Genomic DNA, 14,868 nt, shown 5'->3' on the forward strand with positions numbered 1-14,868 from the left:
TCCTGCGTCGAAACCCGGCTCAGGAGTCGAAGCCCAGCCCGACGGCGTCCATCGTGCGGAGCCAGAGCCCGCGTTTGCCCTCGTTGCGGTCGGCTCGGGCCATCTCCGACAGCGAGATGCGCGCGCCGATAAATGCGAGCGGGTCGGGCGGGAACGGCGTCGGCTTCTTCTGGACGAAGTCCATCGTCGTGCGCTCGGTCGGCGTGCCGGCGAGGAGGTCGAGCATGACGTTCGCGCCGTACCGCGTCGCCCCGACGCCGAGCCCGGTGAACCCGGCGGCGTGCGCGACCTTGCCGCCGTGCGCGGTCTCGAAGAAGGAGAAGAACCGCCCGCAGGTGTCGATCGCGCCGCCCCACTTGTGTGAGAAGCCGAGGTCGGCGAGCTGCGGGTAGGTGTGGGCGAAGTGGGCGGCGAGCTTGAGGAACGACTCCTCGCGCTGGTCGAACCGCGGCTCGACCCGCCCGCCGTAGTTGTACACCGCGTCGTAGCCGCCGTAGAGGATGCGGGTAGCCCCGTTCGCGTCGGTCGTGAGTCGCGAGTAGTGGAAGCGGTTGTCGAGATCGGAGATGCCCTGCCGGCCCTTCCAGCCCAGGCTCTCGAGCTGTTCGGCGGAGAGCGGGTTCGTCATCAGGGCGTAGTCGTAGACCGGCACCGTGTACTTCCGGGCACTCGGGATGAGTGCCTTGAAGACGTTGGTGCCGAGGGCGACGTGCTTCGCGACGACCGAACCGTGCGTCGTCGTCAGGGTGACCGACGTCGCGTCCGACCGGATCGAGCGGACGTGCGTGTACTCGTGGATCTCCACACCCAGGTCGAGGCACACGCGTCGCAGCTCCCACGCCAGCTTGGCCGGGTTGACGAGCGCCGCTCCGGTGGGCTCGAACAGGCCGGCCTGGAAGATCGGCGAGTGGACCTCCGCCTGCATCGCCTCGCGGTCGAGGAACCGGGCGCCGTGCTCCTCGGCACTCTCCCGCAACCAGTCGACGTGGTGTGGAGCCGTCGCCGCCTGCAGCAGCCCCGTCTCCTCCCAGTCGCAGTCCATGTCGTACCGGGCGATGGTCTCGCCGATCTCGCGCAGGTTCTCGCGCCCCAGCTCCTCCAGACGGTCGAACTCGTGCGGCAGGCGACTCTTGCCGTTCGACGATCCGTGGGTGAGGCTCGGCTCGCAGAACCCGCCGTTGCGACCGGACGCCGCCCACGCGATGCGCCGGCCCTCGAGGAGCACGACCCGGCGGTCCGGGTCGCGCTCCTTCGCGAGCAGTGCGGTCCACAGGCCCGAGTACCCACCACCGACGATCGCCAGGTCCGTCTCGACGTCCGCCTCGAGGCGGGGGAGTGGAGCGGGCCGTGCCGGGTCGTCGAGCCAGTACGGCTCCGGGTCGGCCGCCGCCAGCTGTTCCCGCAGGCGTGCGGTGTCGGCGAGCTCTTCGGCCAGTTCGTAGGTGGTTCTCATGGTGGGTCCCCTGTGGTGCGTGGTTCGGTGCGGTCGCGTGGTGCGCGGTCAGTCGGTGCGGGCGGCGTCGGTGCGTTCGGTCTCGGCACGTGGGGTTCCGGCGGATGCCCCGCCGCTCCCGAGGCCCGCGTCGCGCTTGGTGCTCCGCTGCACGAACAGCCAGATCACGACGCCCAGTGCGAGCAGTCCGAGCGCGATGCCGAGCTCGAGGAACCCGCCGTAGCCCGTGGTGGAGAACCCGGTCGCGCCGACGATGAGGATGATCGCGAGGAGCACCGACAGTACGACCGACAGCGGCACGAAGAAGCGCGGCAGCCGGATCGGGCGGACGGCGTCGGGGCGGTCCTTGCGCAGCAGGAAGAAGCCGGAGACGGCGAAGAAGTGCGTGAGGATGTAGCCGAGGTTGCCGGTCACGATGATCGCGAGCGGGTTCTGCAGCACCACCAGGATCACGACGTTCATGACGAGCATCACGTTGAGCGAGCGGAACGGCACCCCGCGACGGTTGAGCACACCGAGCGACGGGACGGTGACGCGCTCCTTGCCCATGTTGAACAGCACGCGCGAGGCGTCGGCCACCGAAGTGGTCATGATGAGCAGCAGCGAGGCGATGAGGCAGAGCACCATGACGTCCGCAGCACCACCGACGAGCGAGGCGAAGCTCGCGACGAAGAAGGTCGCCGGGTTGTCGGCGATCGCCGCTTCACCCGCGTAGCCGCCGAGGGTCAGCGGGATGACGAAGAAGACGCCGAGGCAGAAGAGGACGGAGGCCTTGATCGCCTTGGTCGTGTCCTTCACCGAGTCGCGGTACTCCGGGGCGAAGGTCGCGCAGACCTCGATGCCGAAGGTGGTCCACGCCATGATGTACAGCCAGACGATCGCGGTGTGCAGGCCCTCGATGCCCTCGAGTTTCCAGGTGAGGTCGAGGGGCGCCCAGTCGGCGCTGAAGAGCGGGAAGACGATGAACACGAACAGCGGGATGAGCAGGATGCCCGCCGTGATGTAGACGAACGCCATCGTGACGCGGACGCCGATGACGTTGATGAGGTACATCACGCCGATGACGCCGAGCCCGATGAGGATCGGGAAGGTGATGGAGATCGGGCCGAGCTGGATCACCCAGTCCTCGTTCGGGAACCACTGCGCCTGGATGAGTGCACCGGTCACCGCGCCGTAGGTGGCGAGGTTGGTGCCCCAGGGGAGCCAGTAGCCGACGCCCGTGATCGGTGCGACCCAGGGTGCGCGCGACTTCCACGCTTCGGCCGCGTAGTGCGCGATGCCGCCGGAGGAGTTCGGGAACATGGTGGCGAGCTCGGTGTAGATCCAGTTGACGCCCATGGCGAGGATCATGGAGATCGCCCACAGGACGGCGGCCCCCCAGCCGCCGAGGCCGGTGATGGAGGCGCCGAGGGTGGCGATGAGCGCGGCTGGCATGGTCATCGCCATGGCGAAGCCGTCGAACCAGCGCATCCGTTTCGGCAGGTGCGTGGTCTCGTCGGTGTTGGTGACGTGTTCGGTCGACATGGGCTCTTCTCGATTCGTGGGGGACGGGACGTCGCTGTCTCGCTGCTGGTGCACTCAATGTGCCGAAGAATTGTTGTGACGACAAGATCGTGTCGGTCTCGTTGTTGTAATCGTAACTTTGACGAAACAATACTGCTTGTTCGAGGAATCGCAAGGTCCTAGGCTGATCCCACATTCTCCCGACGACATCCGCACGACGCTGTTCGGCGTCGTCGGCCCAGCCACGACACCAGGAGGTCCGGAATGACCACGTTGCCGACACCCACTCGCACCCAGCTCTTCATCGCCGGCGAGTTCACCGACGGAACCAGCTCGGAGCGCTCGGAGGTGATCAGCCCCGTCACCGGTGACGTCATCGCGTCGATCCCCGTCGCCGGCACCGCCGAACTCGACGAGGCGGTGCGACGTGCGCACGAGGCGCAGCGGGAGTGGCGGAAGCTCGGCGTGTTCAAGCGCGCGGAGATCTGTCACCGCGTCGGTGATGCCATCAACGCCCGCGTGGAGGAGCTCGCCCGCCTGCAGACGCTGGAGCAGGGCAAGCCGCTCGCCGAGTCGACCGCCGACATCGCCGAGGCCGCACAGCTCTTCCACCTCCACGCCGAGGACGCCCTCCGTCTCTACGGCGAGACGCTGCCGTCGAGCGACATCGACAAGCGCATGTTCACCTGGCGCGCGCCGGTCGGTGTCTGGGGCATCATCACGCCCTGGAACTTCCCGCTCCTCATGTTCAGCGAGTTCGTCGCCCCGGGCCTCGCGACCGGCAACGCCTGCATCGTCAAGCCGCCGAGCAACACGCCCCTCGCGGTCCTCGCGGCGATGGACTGCCTCGTCGAGGCGGGCGTCCCGGCCGGGCTCGTCAGCGTCCTCCCCGGCGACGGCGCGTTCGGTTCCGAGCTCGTCTCCCACGACGGCATCGACGCGATCGGCTTCATCGGCTCGTCCGCCACCGGGGCGAAGATCGTCCGCACCGCCGGCCTCAAGCGCTCGCTCATGGAGTGCTCCGGCAACGGTCCGATCGTCGTCCTCGAGGACGCGAACATCGAACGCGCCGCGAAGGCCGCCGTCGACTCCGCGTTCTACAGCGGCGGGCAGGTCTGCTGCGCGACCGAGCGGCTCATCGTCCACCACAACGTCCACGACGCCTTCGTCGAGGCCGCCCTCGCCTACGCGAAAGCCACCGTGCGACTCGGCAACCCGTTCGACGAGGGGATCAACCTCGGCCCGCTCAACAACGAGGGCGTCGCCGCGAAGATGGACCGCCACCTCGACGAGGCCCGCTCGCTCGGCTTCGACATCCTGCTCGGCGGCGGTCGTGCCGCAGGCCACCCGACGGACCTCTACTACGACTTCACGATCGTCGACGGCGTCTCCGAGGACAGCCTGCTGTCACGCGAGGAGTCGTTCGGTCCGGTCCTCCCCATCCTCACGGCGCAGGACGACGACGACATCCTCCGTATCGCCAACGCCGACGCGCTCGGCCTGCAGTCGGCGGTGTTCACCGAGAGTCTGTCGAAGGCCTACCGCTTCATGGAGGAGCTCGAGACCGGCCAGGTCATCGTGAACGATTCCAACGGCTGGTGGGACATCAACATGCCGTTCGGCGGCGCGGGCGGCAAGGGCACCGGCTGGGGCCGGATCGGCGGCATGTACACGCTGCACGACATGACCGACCTCCGCACCGGCGCGATCCACGTCCGCTAGTCGGACCGATCCGCCGATCGGCGACCTCCCTCGGTCCGCTCGATCGGCGTCGCCCCGGTCGACCGCCCGCGTTCGGGTCGGTCGGTCGGCCGGGGCTCGTGGCTCGGGTGGGGCGGACACCGCACCCGGGCCGCACGGCTTCCCTCGCTACGCTTGCCAGATGACCATCCGCCCGCTGCCGGAGGAGCCACATGAACGACCTTGACGACATCGACCGTCGGCTGATCGCGATCCTGCAGCAGGACGGACGGAAGGCGTTCTCGGAGATCGCCACCGAGACCGGGCTGCCGGCGTCGTCCGTCCGCTACCGGATCCAGCGACTCGAGGACACCGGGATCCTGCAGATCGTCGGCATCGCGAACCCGCTGTCGATCGGCTTCGACCACCTGGCGCTCATCGGCATCCGCTGCGAGCCGGGGATGGCGCGCGGGGTGTGCCAGGAGCTGTCGAAGCACGCGGAGACGAGTTACGTGGTGCTCACGAGCGGTGGTTTCGACGTGATGGTCGAGGCCGTGTGCCGTGACATGGACCACTACAAGACCTTCCTGCTCGACACCCTGCAGCCGACGCCAGGGGTGCGGTCGACCGAGACCTTCTTCGTGCTCGAAGCCCACAAGCTCGCCTACGGCTGGGGCGTCGGGTAGGTCGTCGGGCTGTGCCGACCCCGCTCGTCTCCGTCCTGCTCAGAGAGGTACCTCATGACCGACCACCTGCTCGCCCCCAACGCGGCGCTCCAGGGCGCCGACGTGGCGCTCGCCGACAACCCGCTGGCGCCCGAGGACGTCGTCTCGGGGTCGCCGCGCAGCGGCATCGTGTCGCTCGCGGCCGTCGGTGACACCGAGGTCGGTGTCTGGGAGCTGGGTGTCGGCGTCGTGCAGGACACCGAGATCGACGAGGTGTTCGTGGTCCTCTCGGGCGAGGCGACCGTCGACTTCGCCGACGGCACTCCGTCGCTGGAGCTCCGTGCCGGCTCCATCGGCCGACTCGCCGCCGGCGCCCGCACCACCTGGACGGTCCGCGAGACCCTCCGCAAGGTCTACGTCGCCTGACCCGCGCGACTCCCGGCGCGGCAGCAGGACATCCGCCCGACAGCAGGACGCTTCGTGCCCGCCCGTCCTGCTCTCGCGCCGATCTCCTGCGTTCCTGCCACTCCGGTCCCTGAGCTCAGCCTCATCCGGTCCCTGAGCTTGTCGAAGGGCTCCGGGGTGACCTCCTCTCTCGGGGCGATGTTCTCGGTGTGCACTTCGACAGGCTCAGTGACCGGGGTGGGTTCTCCGATCGGGTGCCTTCTTTCGGTCCCTGAGCTTGTCGAAGGGTTCTCGGGCTGGCCTCTGTTCGCCGGGTGGTGTTCGCGGTGTGCACTTCGACAGGCTCAGTGACCGGGGTTCGTTCTCCGATCGGCTGCCTTCTTACGGTCCCTGAGCTTGTCGAAGGGTTCTCGGGCTGGCCTCTGCTCGCCGGGTGGTGTTCTCGGTGTGCACTTCGACAGGCTCAGTGACCGGGGTGGGTTCTCCGATCGGGTGCCTTCTTTCGGTCCCTGAGCTTGTCGAAGGGTTCTCGGGCTGGCCTCTGCTCGCCGGGTGGTGTTCGCGGTGTGCACTTCGACAGGCTCAGTGACCGGGGTTCCTTCTCCGACCGGCTGCCTTCTTTCGGTCCCTGAGCTTGTCGAAGGGTTCTCGGGCTGGCCTCTGTTCGCCGGGTGATGTTCTCGGTGTGCACTTCGACAGGCTCAGTGACCGGGGTTCGTTTTCCGACCGAGGTCCGTCACCGCGGCCGCAATAGGCTTGTCGCATGAACCTGCGCACCGTCGAGCTCGACCACACGGACCACGCCGCCCTCGACCTCTGGTGGGGTGCAGCGTCCCGCGGCTTCCTCTCGAAGCCCGACACCGACGTGGCGGTGCGTGCCGAGCGGCGTCAGCTCCTCGTCGGCAGCTCCATCCTCGGGGTCTACGACGACACCGCGGCCGAACCGCTCGTCCCCGTCGGCACGCTCGGTTCCTTCCCGACCGCCCTGTCGATCCCGGGTGGCTCCGTCCGTGCCCTGGCCATCACCGAGGTCACCGTCTCGACCTCGCACGAACGTCGCGGTATCGCCCGATCGCTGATGGAGAACCGACTCCACCACGCGAAGGCCACCGGTGCCGCAGTCGTCGCGCTCACCGCGAGTGAGGCGACCATCTACGGCCGCTACGGCTTCGCCCCGGCGACCTGGGAGTTCACGCACGAGGTCGACCCCAAGCGCGTCGCTTGGCGGGGTGCGCCGCCCGCCGGCCGCGTCCACACGCTCGACCCGCGCTCGCTCGCCACCGTCGCACCCGGGCTGTTCGAGCGCTCCCGCAGCACCGGTGACATCGACCGCGGGGTCGCGTGGTGGAAGCAGGCCCTCCGTGAGGTGACCATCCGGCACTTCAGCCACGGTGAGGGAGACACGCTCGCCCTCCGCTACGACGACGCCGACGGCGAACCACAGGGTTACGCGCTCTACCGCGTCGGCGAGGAGTGGGGCACGATCGTCGTCGACGACCTCGTCGCCACCACCCCGGAGGCCCGCTACGCGCTCTGGCGGCACCTCACCGGGATCAGCCTCACCACGAAGGTCACCTTCCACCAGGCTCCGACGGTCGAAGCCATCCAGTGGCGACTTGTCGACCGCCGCGCCGTCAAGACCACCGCGCGAGCCGACTCGCTCTGGCTGCGCATCGTCGACGTGCCGACCGTGCTCGGTGCGCGCCGGTTCACCATCCCGGCGGCGTCCGAGCGTCGCGAGCACCTGCTCGACGTCGAGGACGCGCTCGGTCTCGCCGGCGGTCGGTTCGCGCTCCGCATCGACGAGCACGGTGCCGCGGTCGCAGAACGCCTCGGCGACGTGCCGGAGTCGGCCGACGACGACGACGACGCTGTGCGCCTCACCATCAACGAGCTGTCGGCGGTGCTCCTCGGCGGCCCGCGCGTGTCGGCGCTCGCCGAGGCAGGGCTCATCACCGGGTCATCGGAGGCGGTCCGAGCGCTCGACCTCGCATTCGTGACGGAGCAGGCGTCCTTCCTTCGGACGCACTTCTAGGTGCTACCCGCCAAGGTGATGTGGCTCGGCCGATCGATCAGGGAGCGGTCGTGCCGAGGAGGATCGCCGCGGCCGGGAGGGCGAGCAGCATCATCCAACCGGTGATGAGCGCACCGACGAGGCCGGCCAGGAGGGTGAAACCACCGATGGTGGCGGCGAGGGTGCGGCACAGCTGGCGTTGCTCGGCCGGGACGCTGCGGCGCAGGGTGCGGGGAAGTGCCGCGAGCTGCGGGCGCGGGGTGGGGATGGAGCCGGTGGTGGCGGGGTGCTGCAGGGTCGTCATCGGGGTCGGGTGGTTCCTGGTCGGGTTCGGTCGGGAGGCGCGCTTCGGGGGCGGCTGATCGGTCGGTCTCAGATCTGTATCTCGAAGTGCAGATTTGTTATACACCGTGGCAGACGTGCCTGCATGTCGTCGGCGGCGCACACGCATGACGCCGCTCCACAGGCGCCCGATCCGCGCTCGCCGCGTCATGCCCGCCAACTGTCGAGCCGTCGACCGGCTCCCGATCGATACCGTCGCTGCAGCATCGTGACGGCCATCGTCGCGGCGCACGGCCAGATAGGAGTATGCGTGGACACGATCCCGGACGAAATGACCACCGACGCGCGCGCGGAGGCGCCGCCAGGGCGCCGTTCCAGGTCGCTCGGGCGGCGCTCGATCGTGGCGATCGTCGTCGCAGTGATCGCTCAGCTGAGTGTGTTCGCGCTGCTGATCGTCTCCTGCACGGGACAGGTCGGTGAGCCGCGGGGTGATCGTGCTTCGCCGGTGGCCGAGGCGCCGGCGATGGACCCGAGCGCTCCTCAGCGTGACGACGAACTTCCCACCCGAGACGAGGTGTTCGCCGTGGCTGCAGACCTCCTCGGGCAGATGGTCAACACGGCGACGGGCGGGCAGCCGTTCGCGTTCTCGCCCCAGGCCTCGGAGGCGCCCTGCAGCAGTCAGGCGCCGTCCGGTCGGGCCACGAAGCTGGCACGCATGGCCGTCGAGGTCGAGCTGCCGGTCGGAACGAGTCGCGCCGTGCTCGTCGACCTCATCAACGGGTACGCCCCGCCGCTCGAACTCGCGACCGACTCGGACGAGTTCCGGTCGAAGCTCATCGTGCCCTCGTACGGCGAGCTGGAGCTGTCGACGCAGCTCCGCGACGACGCCATCATCTTCGAACGGGAGCTCCGACCCGATGCCGACGTGCTGCGGATCACGGTCGAGAACGGCTGCTTCCTCCCGCCGATAGAGTGACATCCGTCGAGCAGAGGGGAGTGTCGCATGAAGATCGTCGTCGCAGGAGGCAGCGGGATGGTCGGGCGACACGTCGTCGCGGTGGCCCAGGAGCGCGGACACCGGGTGGTCGTGCTGTCGCGTTCCACCGGCGTCGACCTCGCCACCGGAGCCGGGCTCGCCCAGCAGTTGGAGGCCGCGGACGTCGTCATCGATGTGACCTCGACGGCCACCCAGTCCGCCCAGCAGTCGCGTCAGTTCTTCGGGGCGGTCACTCGCAACCTGCTCGAGGCCGAGGGCGCCGCAGGCGTGCCCCACCACGTCGCGCTGTCGATCGTCGGAAGCGACAAGGCGCCCTTCGGCTACTACGCGGGCAAGGCGCTGCAGGAGGAGCTCGTCAGCACCGGGCGCATCCCGTGGACGATCCTCCGGGCGACGCAGTTCCACGAGTTCGCGCAGCAGATGGTCGAGCGGTTCCGCTTCGGGCCGGTCACGATGGTGCCGACGATGACCTCACAGCCGGTCGCCGCGCGCGAAGTCGCCGAGCGCCTCGTGGAGCTGGCGGAGGGTGAGCCGCAGGGGCGCCCGGCCGATCTCGCGGGCCCCGAGGAACTGCGGATGACCGCGATGGTCAAGGCCTACACCGCGGCCACGGGCACCCGTGGCCCGGTCGTGCAGATCCCGCTGCCCGGCGGCTTCGGCAAGGCGATGCGCGACGGCACGACCCTGGCCGGCCCGGGCGCGCAGCGCGGTGTGCAGACCTTCGCGCAGTGGATCGAGGGGCTCAGCGCCGCTCGCTGAGCGTCAGCTCCGCTGAGCCGCCCGGACGTCCTGCATGAGTCGAGGCGTTCGCCATTCGCCGATCCGCTGGAACCACATGGACGGTGGGTAGGCGAGCCGGACGACGAAGTAGTTCACGTACTCGATGACACCCAGGAGCCAGACGAACGGGATGCCGATGGCCGCGAAGGGGTGGGCGGGGAACCAGACGATGATGCCGACGAGTCCCGCGAGCAGCAGGACCGCGTCGAGCGCGCGGAAACCGCGGTAGGTGGCGGCTAGTCCAGGAGGCATGGTGCGCTGCTTGACCCACCGCCGGGCGAGGAGCCAGTAGACGCCGGCCTGCACGAGGATCACCAGCAGCGGTACGAGGGCCGACCAGAACGCGAGCACATCGGTTGGTCGTTCGAGCAAAGGCAGCGCCGAGACGAACGCGACCCAGATGAACACGACGGCGGCGAACAGCTCGCCGAGTCCGAGGCTCAGGTACCGGCCCCGGAGGACCGTGCGGCGATCATCGGTCATGTCACCAGCCTAAACACGGTGTGCCGGGCCGGTCGAGTGCGCTCGACAGACCTTCAGGTGCTCAGAACGTGACGGTCGGCAGCGTCATGATCTCAGCTCCGTCCTCGGTGATCGCGATGGTGTGCTCGCTGTGGGCCGTGCGGCTGCCGGTCACGCTGCGGAGGGTCCAGCCGTCGGCGTCGGTGACGAGCTTGTCGGTGTCGGCCATGACCCACGGCTCGATCGCGAGGAGCAGGCCCGGGCGCAGCTTGTAGCCGCGGCCGGCGCGACCGTCGTTCGAGACGTGCGGGTCCTGGTGCATCGTCGTGCCGATGCCGTGGCCGCCGAACTCCATGTTGACCGGGTAGCCGGCGCCACGCAGCACGGTGCCGATCGCGAAGGAGATGTCGCCGATTTTCGCACCCGGCTTGGCAGCTGCGATTCCGGCGGCGAGGGCCTCCTGGGTGGTCTCGATGAGCGCGAGGTCTTCGGGGGTCGCCGTGCCGACGACGAAGCTGATGGCCGAGTCTGCGGCGATGCCGTCGAGGAGGACGGCGAGGTCGAGGGTGAGGAGGTCGCCGTCGGCCAGCGTGTAGTCGCGGGGGAGGCCGTGGAGGACGGCGTCGTTGACGGCGGTGCAGATGTAGTGGCCGAAGGGTCCGCGGCCGAAGGAGGGGGCGTAGTCGACGTAGCAGGAGACGGCGCCGGCCTCGAGGATCATCGCCTTGGCCCAGCGGTCGATCTCGAGGAGGTTCGTGCCGACCGTCACGCGGTGCTTGAGCGTGTGAAGGATGTTCGCGACCAGCTCGCCGGTGCGACGCGCCTTCGCGACCTCGGTGGGGGTGAAGATCTCGATCATGCGGGGCCCTTCCATCGGCGTGCTGCGTGCGTGGTGCGGTGGTGTTCGTGCCGCGAACGGCGCTCGACCAATAACTATACCGGTCAAACTATCCCGTACTACACTGGGCGCATGGTCCGCCTCCCGCTCACCCCCACCGATGTCGAACGCGGTCAGCGCCTCGGCGCGCTCCTGCGCGAGGCCCGTGGTGAGCGTTCGATGCTCGACATCGCCCTCGACGCCGGCCTCTCGCCGGAGACGCTGCGGAAGATCGAGTCGGGCCGGGTCGCGACGCCGGCGTTCTCGACCATCGCCGCCATCGCCGAGGTGCTCGGCCTCTCCCTCGACGAGGTCTGGGCGACGATCAGCCCTGCGCGACGTGACGCCGCCCAACCCGCCGAACGCCTGCGCGAGCGACTCGTCTCCTAGCTCCCCGGTCGCTCCCGTTCCCTGCCCTTCGACAGGCTCAGGATCCGCTTGTCGAAGGGCCCGCGCAATCCCGCGGCCGTGTCCGCCCGACGTGCCGCGCCGGTCCCTGAGCTTGTCGAAGGGCGCGCGCAATCGCGCGGCCGCGTCTGCTCGACGCACCACGCCGGTCCCTGAGCTTGTCGAAGGGTCTATGTTCGATCGCTACTGCGTGTCGCTCGTCGTCGGTTGGACCGGGCGGGTGAAGACGTTCTCGCTGATCTTCGTCCAGTCCTCGGCGGGGTCGAGCGCGGTGTCGACGACGGCGTCGGAGAGCACCGTGTACTCGTTGACGCTGTCGCTCATGCCGACGCGGTCGCCGCTACCGCAGGCTCGGAACGGCTGGGTCTCCGCGAACACGATGATGCAGATCCGAGATTGCCCCTGCTCGGTCGCCGACGCGAGGAAGATCTCCGTGTCGCCTTGGACAGCGACGAGTCGGGTCGACTCGGCATCGATCGTGAACGGGTCGTCGCTGCCGGCTCCGACGGCGCTCGCCGGAAGACGATCCTTGTCGGCCTGGTCGCGCTCGAGGTCCGCGTAGCTCGTCACTCCGCCGGTGCAGGCGCTCAGCCCGGCGGCGAGTGTAAGTGCGATGAGTCCTGCTGCGATGCGTCGCTGCATGTGACGTCCCCCGAAGTCGATTCCCGACAGCCTACGACTCCTACTCCCGGGCGGCAGCCGCGACGGCCGACTCGCGGCTGGCGAGGGCGATGGCGACGATCCCGAGGAAGACGGGGCCGACGACACGGACCCACCCGTCGAGGATGACGATGATCGGGACGAAGAGGGACACGTTCGAACCCGCCGCCACGACGATGATCTGCTGGACGACCCACGATGCTGCTGTCACCGCCACGACCCAGAGCGGCGCGAGGTGCCAGGGGCGGGGCACGGTTCCGGCGCGCGCGATCTGCGTTGTCGCGATGGCCGCGAGCACGAACTGGATGAGCAGGTCGATGTAGCCGAAGCTGAGGAAGGTCTCGACGGCGGCCGGGATTGTCGCCAGACCGCGGACGAACGAGCTGATCGTCATCCAGATGCCGAGCGCGATGAGGGCGCCGGTGCCGAGCGGGCGCCTCGCGGTCACGCTGCTGGAACGGTCCGAGCCGATCGCGAACAGGGCGATCGAGAAGACGGACAGGAACGTCGCGAGGATGCCACCGGTCGGCCCGAGGAACGACCCGATCTGGACGAGTGGGCCGAGGAGGACCGACCCGACCAGGAGCGCTCCGGCGATGATCCACACCTGCTTGGACCCTGACGTGACTGCGTTCGTTTCCCCCATGGGCGCCCAGTCTACGGACGGCCCTTTTTCCGCTTCGTGGGTCCCCGGTCCGTGGGCCCGTCGAGGGCGGCACACCTCTTCCCGGTCCCTGAGCTTGTCGAAGGGAGGCGGCCCCCTCTCGGTCCCTGAGCCTGTCGAAGGGCCTGCACGCAGGACCTGAGCTGTGTACCGTGGCACAGATGACCGAGGAGCAAGCCGACCCGCACACCACCGGTTTCGTCGACGTGGAGGGCGGCGCGTCGATCTTCGTCGAAGAGTCCGGCACCCCCGACGGCGTCCCAGCGCTCTGGCTGCACGGCGGCCCCGGCGGTTCGCTCGGCTCCGGCTGGTACCGTTCGCACTTCGACCTGTCGCGGTACCGCCTCATCGGCATCGACCAGCGCGGGAGCGGCCGCAGTATCCCGAACATCGTGGACGCGCGCGAGCAGCTCGACGAGCACACGACCCAGCGCCTGATCGCCGACATCGAGGCGGTGCGAGTCGCCTCGGGTGTGGAGCGCTGGGTGGTCGCCGGGGTCTCATGGGGCACGACCCTCGCGCTCGCCTACGCGCAGGAGCATCCCGATCGGGTGATCGCGCTGGCGCTCGTCGCGGTGACGACCACGAGTCGTGACGAGGTCGACTGGATCACCGAGGGCGTCGGCCGCGTCTTCCCCGAGGAGTGGGCGCGGTTCGAAGCTGACAGCGGCCGGCGGGAGGGCGAGCGGGTCGTCGAGGCCTACGCGCGCCGCCTCCGCGAGGGCGACGCGACGGAGCGGACGCATGCCGCGACCGCTTGGGACCGCTGGGAGAGTGCGCACGTGTCACTCGACCACCCCGAACGCGTCGGCCAGCTGTTCGCCGACGCGACCGTGCGCGAGGCGTTCGCGACGCTCGTCACCCACTACTGGAGTCACGACGGTTTCCTCACTGGCGACCGGGCGGTGCTGTCGCGGATGGACCGTATCGCGCACCTCCCCGGCGCGCTGGTGCACGGCCGCCGAGACATCAGCGGACCGGCCGTGACCGCCTGGCGGCTCCACCAGCTCTGGCTGGCGAGTGAGCTGACGATCGTCGAGACCGAGGGCCACGGCGGCACCGAGGAGAGCGCCGTGCTCCGTGCGGCCCTGGACCGCTTCGCGGCGCTGGGTCCCTGAGCCCAGCCCCGCTCGCTGAGCGCATCGCCGTTCCCTGAGCTTGTCGAAGGGTCCTCGAGCACCTCGACGGGGTCGGCGAGCGGAGCCCGGCCCCGGGTCACTTGGCTAGCGGCGGCGGCCTCCATCTCGGACACCATCCCGCTCCCTGAGCCTGTCGAAGGGCCCACGAGTCCGCCCCTCCCGCTCGGAGGCTTTCGCCCGGGCGGGCGTCCCTCGTGTGCACTTCGACAAGCTCAGTGACCGTCACTCGGTTCTGGGTCACGGGTGCCTCGGCGGTCCCTCCGCTCAAGACGCCCTTTTCGGTCCCTGCACTTCGACAGGCTCAGGATCCGCCTGTCGAAGGGCACCCCGGACTCACCACCTCCCAGCCGTGACAGCGGCGCATGGCACACTCGACCCATGGAACCCGAGGTCGTGATCCGCGTCGCAACGCCGGCCGATGCCACCGGGCTCGCCGAACTGAAGCTGATGATGTCGCCGCCCACCGGCCCGCTCGCCGACTGGGAACGGGCACTGTTCGCACACGACCTCGTCTCGTGGATCGCAGTCGACCCCGACTCCCGGGTATGCCTGGTCGCCGAGGTCGACGATCAGCTCGTCGGCATGGCATGGCTCGTCGTGTTCTCCCGCGCCCCCAATATCGGCGCACTCCGCCGACTGACGGGCGATGTGCAGAGTGTCTTCGTCCGCCCGGAGTTCCGCGGTCGCGGTATCGCCGGCCGTCTCGTCGACGGACTCCTCGACGCCGCACGAGCTCGCGACATCGGCCGGGTCTCCGTCAGCTCGAACGACGCGGGTGCGCCGGTCTACCGCCGTACCGGGTTCGAGGAAGCGCCGCTGCTCCTCGAGTGGCGGGCCGACCCACCGGGTCACTGAACGACGAATCGCCCCGAATGGTCG

At 69.2% G+C, this 14,868-nt stretch carries 16 protein-coding genes; 9 read left to right on the plus strand and 7 right to left on the minus strand.

Annotated features, from left to right (window positions below; all coding sequences use genetic code 11):
- Nucleotides 1-19: 19 nt before the first annotated feature.
- Together ACZZZB_RS12950 and ACZZZB_RS12955 are read right to left on the minus strand one after the other, a co-directional pair.
- Complete coding sequence (locus ACZZZB_RS12950; RefSeq protein WP_463529886.1) at nucleotides 20-1,453, minus strand: NAD(P)/FAD-dependent oxidoreductase; 1,434 nt, start codon at nucleotides 1,451-1,453, stop codon at nucleotides 20-22.
- 48 nt (nucleotides 1,454-1,501) lie between these two features.
- The gene (locus ACZZZB_RS12955; protein ID WP_463529887.1) at nucleotides 1,502-2,977 is read right to left on the minus strand and encodes an APC family permease; all 1,476 of its coding nucleotides are present in this window, start codon (nucleotides 2,975-2,977) and stop codon (nucleotides 1,502-1,504) included.
- Nucleotides 2,978-3,220: 243 nt separating this feature from the next.
- Between ACZZZB_RS12955 and ACZZZB_RS12960 the strand changes: the two genes are divergently transcribed.
- The 4 genes from ACZZZB_RS12960 to ACZZZB_RS12975 all read left to right on the plus strand — a co-directional run bounded on the left by ACZZZB_RS12960 (nucleotide 3,221) and on the right by ACZZZB_RS12975 (nucleotide 7,741).
- The gene (locus tag ACZZZB_RS12960; protein ID WP_463529888.1) at nucleotides 3,221-4,678 is read left to right on the plus strand and encodes an aldehyde dehydrogenase family protein; all 1,458 of its coding nucleotides are present in this window, start codon (nucleotides 3,221-3,223) and stop codon (nucleotides 4,676-4,678) included.
- 191 nt (nucleotides 4,679-4,869) lie between these two features.
- Nucleotides 4,870-5,322 carry an Lrp/AsnC family transcriptional regulator gene (locus ACZZZB_RS12965; protein ID WP_056013555.1) on the plus strand — a complete coding sequence of 151 codons (453 nt, stop codon included), beginning with the start codon at nucleotides 4,870-4,872 and terminating at the stop codon, nucleotides 5,320-5,322.
- Nucleotides 5,323-5,376: 54 nt separating this feature from the next.
- A complete protein-coding gene (locus tag ACZZZB_RS12970) occupies nucleotides 5,377-5,727 on the plus strand; it encodes a cupin domain-containing protein (protein WP_229940227.1) in 351 nt (116 codons plus the stop codon).
- Between the two features lie 742 nt (nucleotides 5,728-6,469).
- Nucleotides 6,470-7,741 (plus strand): GNAT family N-acetyltransferase, encoded by a 1,272-nt coding sequence (locus ACZZZB_RS12975; RefSeq protein ID WP_463529889.1) that lies wholly within the window; start codon nucleotides 6,470-6,472, stop codon nucleotides 7,739-7,741.
- A 37-nt stretch (nucleotides 7,742-7,778) separates the two neighbouring features.
- Here the strand turns inward: ACZZZB_RS12975 and ACZZZB_RS12980 are convergent, their stop codons facing one another.
- On the minus strand, nucleotides 7,779-8,024 hold the full coding sequence (locus tag ACZZZB_RS12980) for a hypothetical protein (RefSeq protein ID WP_463529890.1): 246 nt from the start codon (nucleotides 8,022-8,024) through the stop codon (nucleotides 7,779-7,781).
- 288 nt (nucleotides 8,025-8,312) lie between these two features.
- Here ACZZZB_RS12980 and ACZZZB_RS12985 point away from each other — a divergent pair, with 288 nt between their 5' ends.
- Together ACZZZB_RS12985 and ACZZZB_RS12990 are read left to right on the plus strand one after the other, a co-directional pair.
- Entirely contained in the window at nucleotides 8,313-8,978 is a 666-nt protein-coding gene (locus tag ACZZZB_RS12985) for a hypothetical protein (protein ID WP_463529891.1), read from the plus strand.
- Between the two features lie 27 nt (nucleotides 8,979-9,005).
- Nucleotides 9,006-9,758: an SDR family oxidoreductase gene (locus ACZZZB_RS12990; protein ID WP_202938376.1), complete on the plus strand. Its 753-nt coding sequence runs from the start codon at nucleotides 9,006-9,008 to the stop codon at nucleotides 9,756-9,758.
- 3 nt (nucleotides 9,759-9,761) lie between these two features.
- Here ACZZZB_RS12990 and ACZZZB_RS12995 read toward each other — a convergent pair whose 3' ends face one another.
- Complete coding sequence (locus ACZZZB_RS12995) at nucleotides 9,762-10,262, minus strand: hypothetical protein (protein WP_202938377.1); 501 nt, start codon at nucleotides 10,260-10,262, stop codon at nucleotides 9,762-9,764.
- Between the two features lie 61 nt (nucleotides 10,263-10,323).
- On the minus strand, nucleotides 10,324-11,100 hold the full coding sequence (map, locus tag ACZZZB_RS13000) for a type I methionyl aminopeptidase (RefSeq protein ID WP_079706538.1): 777 nt from the start codon (nucleotides 11,098-11,100) through the stop codon (nucleotides 10,324-10,326).
- Nucleotides 11,101-11,211: 111 nt separating this feature from the next.
- Here map and ACZZZB_RS13005 point away from each other — a divergent pair, with 111 nt between their 5' ends.
- Nucleotides 11,212-11,508 (plus strand): helix-turn-helix domain-containing protein, encoded by a 297-nt coding sequence (locus tag ACZZZB_RS13005; protein ID WP_463529892.1) that lies wholly within the window; start codon nucleotides 11,212-11,214, stop codon nucleotides 11,506-11,508.
- A 201-nt stretch (nucleotides 11,509-11,709) separates the two neighbouring features.
- Here the strand turns inward: ACZZZB_RS13005 and ACZZZB_RS13010 are convergent, their stop codons facing one another.
- Both ACZZZB_RS13010 and ACZZZB_RS13015 read right to left on the minus strand, forming a co-directional pair.
- On the minus strand, nucleotides 11,710-12,168 hold the full coding sequence (locus ACZZZB_RS13010; protein ID WP_463529893.1) for a hypothetical protein: 459 nt from the start codon (nucleotides 12,166-12,168) through the stop codon (nucleotides 11,710-11,712).
- A 40-nt stretch (nucleotides 12,169-12,208) separates the two neighbouring features.
- Nucleotides 12,209-12,832, minus strand: coding sequence for a hypothetical protein (locus tag ACZZZB_RS13015; RefSeq protein ID WP_463529894.1), 624 nt, complete (start codon nucleotides 12,830-12,832; stop codon nucleotides 12,209-12,211).
- Between the two features lie 179 nt (nucleotides 12,833-13,011).
- On the opposite strand from ACZZZB_RS13015, the gene ACZZZB_RS13020 reads away from it, so the two are divergent.
- Nucleotides 13,012-13,968, plus strand: coding sequence for an alpha/beta fold hydrolase (locus ACZZZB_RS13020; RefSeq protein ID WP_463529895.1), 957 nt, complete (start codon nucleotides 13,012-13,014; stop codon nucleotides 13,966-13,968).
- A gap of 399 nt (nucleotides 13,969-14,367) precedes the next feature.
- Nucleotides 14,368-14,844 (plus strand): N-acetyltransferase family protein, encoded by a 477-nt coding sequence (locus ACZZZB_RS13025; RefSeq protein WP_463529896.1) that lies wholly within the window; start codon nucleotides 14,368-14,370, stop codon nucleotides 14,842-14,844.
- The last annotated feature ends 24 nt before the right edge of the window (nucleotides 14,845-14,868 follow it).

Source organism: Plantibacter sp. AC185, from assembly GCF_979258065.1.

Bases quoted from the DNA above. Each gene is read 5' to 3' on its own strand.
- ACZZZB_RS13005 (WP_463529892.1), top strand. From the start codon at position 11,212: ATGGTCCGCCTCCCGCTCACCCCCACCGATGTCGAACGCGGTCAGCGC.
- ACZZZB_RS13015 (WP_463529894.1), bottom strand. From the start codon at position 12,832: ATGGGGGAAACGAACGCAGTCACGTCAGGGTCCAAGCAGGTGTGGATC.
- ACZZZB_RS12965 (WP_056013555.1), top strand. From the start codon at position 4,870: ATGAACGACCTTGACGACATCGACCGTCGGCTGATCGCGATCCTGCAG.
- ACZZZB_RS13010 (WP_463529893.1), bottom strand. From the start codon at position 12,168: ATGCAGCGACGCATCGCAGCAGGACTCATCGCACTTACACTCGCCGCC.
- ACZZZB_RS13020 (WP_463529895.1), top strand. From the start codon at position 13,012: ATGACCGAGGAGCAAGCCGACCCGCACACCACCGGTTTCGTCGACGTG.
- map (WP_079706538.1), bottom strand. From the start codon at position 11,100: ATGATCGAGATCTTCACCCCCACCGAGGTCGCGAAGGCGCGTCGCACC.
- ACZZZB_RS12955 (WP_463529887.1), bottom strand. From the start codon at position 2,977: ATGTCGACCGAACACGTCACCAACACCGACGAGACCACGCACCTGCCG.
- ACZZZB_RS12990 (WP_202938376.1), top strand. From the start codon at position 9,006: ATGAAGATCGTCGTCGCAGGAGGCAGCGGGATGGTCGGGCGACACGTC.
- ACZZZB_RS12995 (WP_202938377.1), bottom strand. From the start codon at position 10,262: ATGACCGATGATCGCCGCACGGTCCTCCGGGGCCGGTACCTGAGCCTC.
- ACZZZB_RS13025 (WP_463529896.1), top strand. From the start codon at position 14,368: ATGGAACCCGAGGTCGTGATCCGCGTCGCAACGCCGGCCGATGCCACC.
- ACZZZB_RS12950 (WP_463529886.1), bottom strand. From the start codon at position 1,453: ATGAGAACCACCTACGAACTGGCCGAAGAGCTCGCCGACACCGCACGC.
- ACZZZB_RS12960 (WP_463529888.1), top strand. From the start codon at position 3,221: ATGACCACGTTGCCGACACCCACTCGCACCCAGCTCTTCATCGCCGGC.
- ACZZZB_RS12980 (WP_463529890.1), bottom strand. From the start codon at position 8,024: ATGACGACCCTGCAGCACCCCGCCACCACCGGCTCCATCCCCACCCCG.
- ACZZZB_RS12975 (WP_463529889.1), top strand. From the start codon at position 6,470: ATGAACCTGCGCACCGTCGAGCTCGACCACACGGACCACGCCGCCCTC.
- ACZZZB_RS12970 (WP_229940227.1), top strand. From the start codon at position 5,377: ATGACCGACCACCTGCTCGCCCCCAACGCGGCGCTCCAGGGCGCCGAC.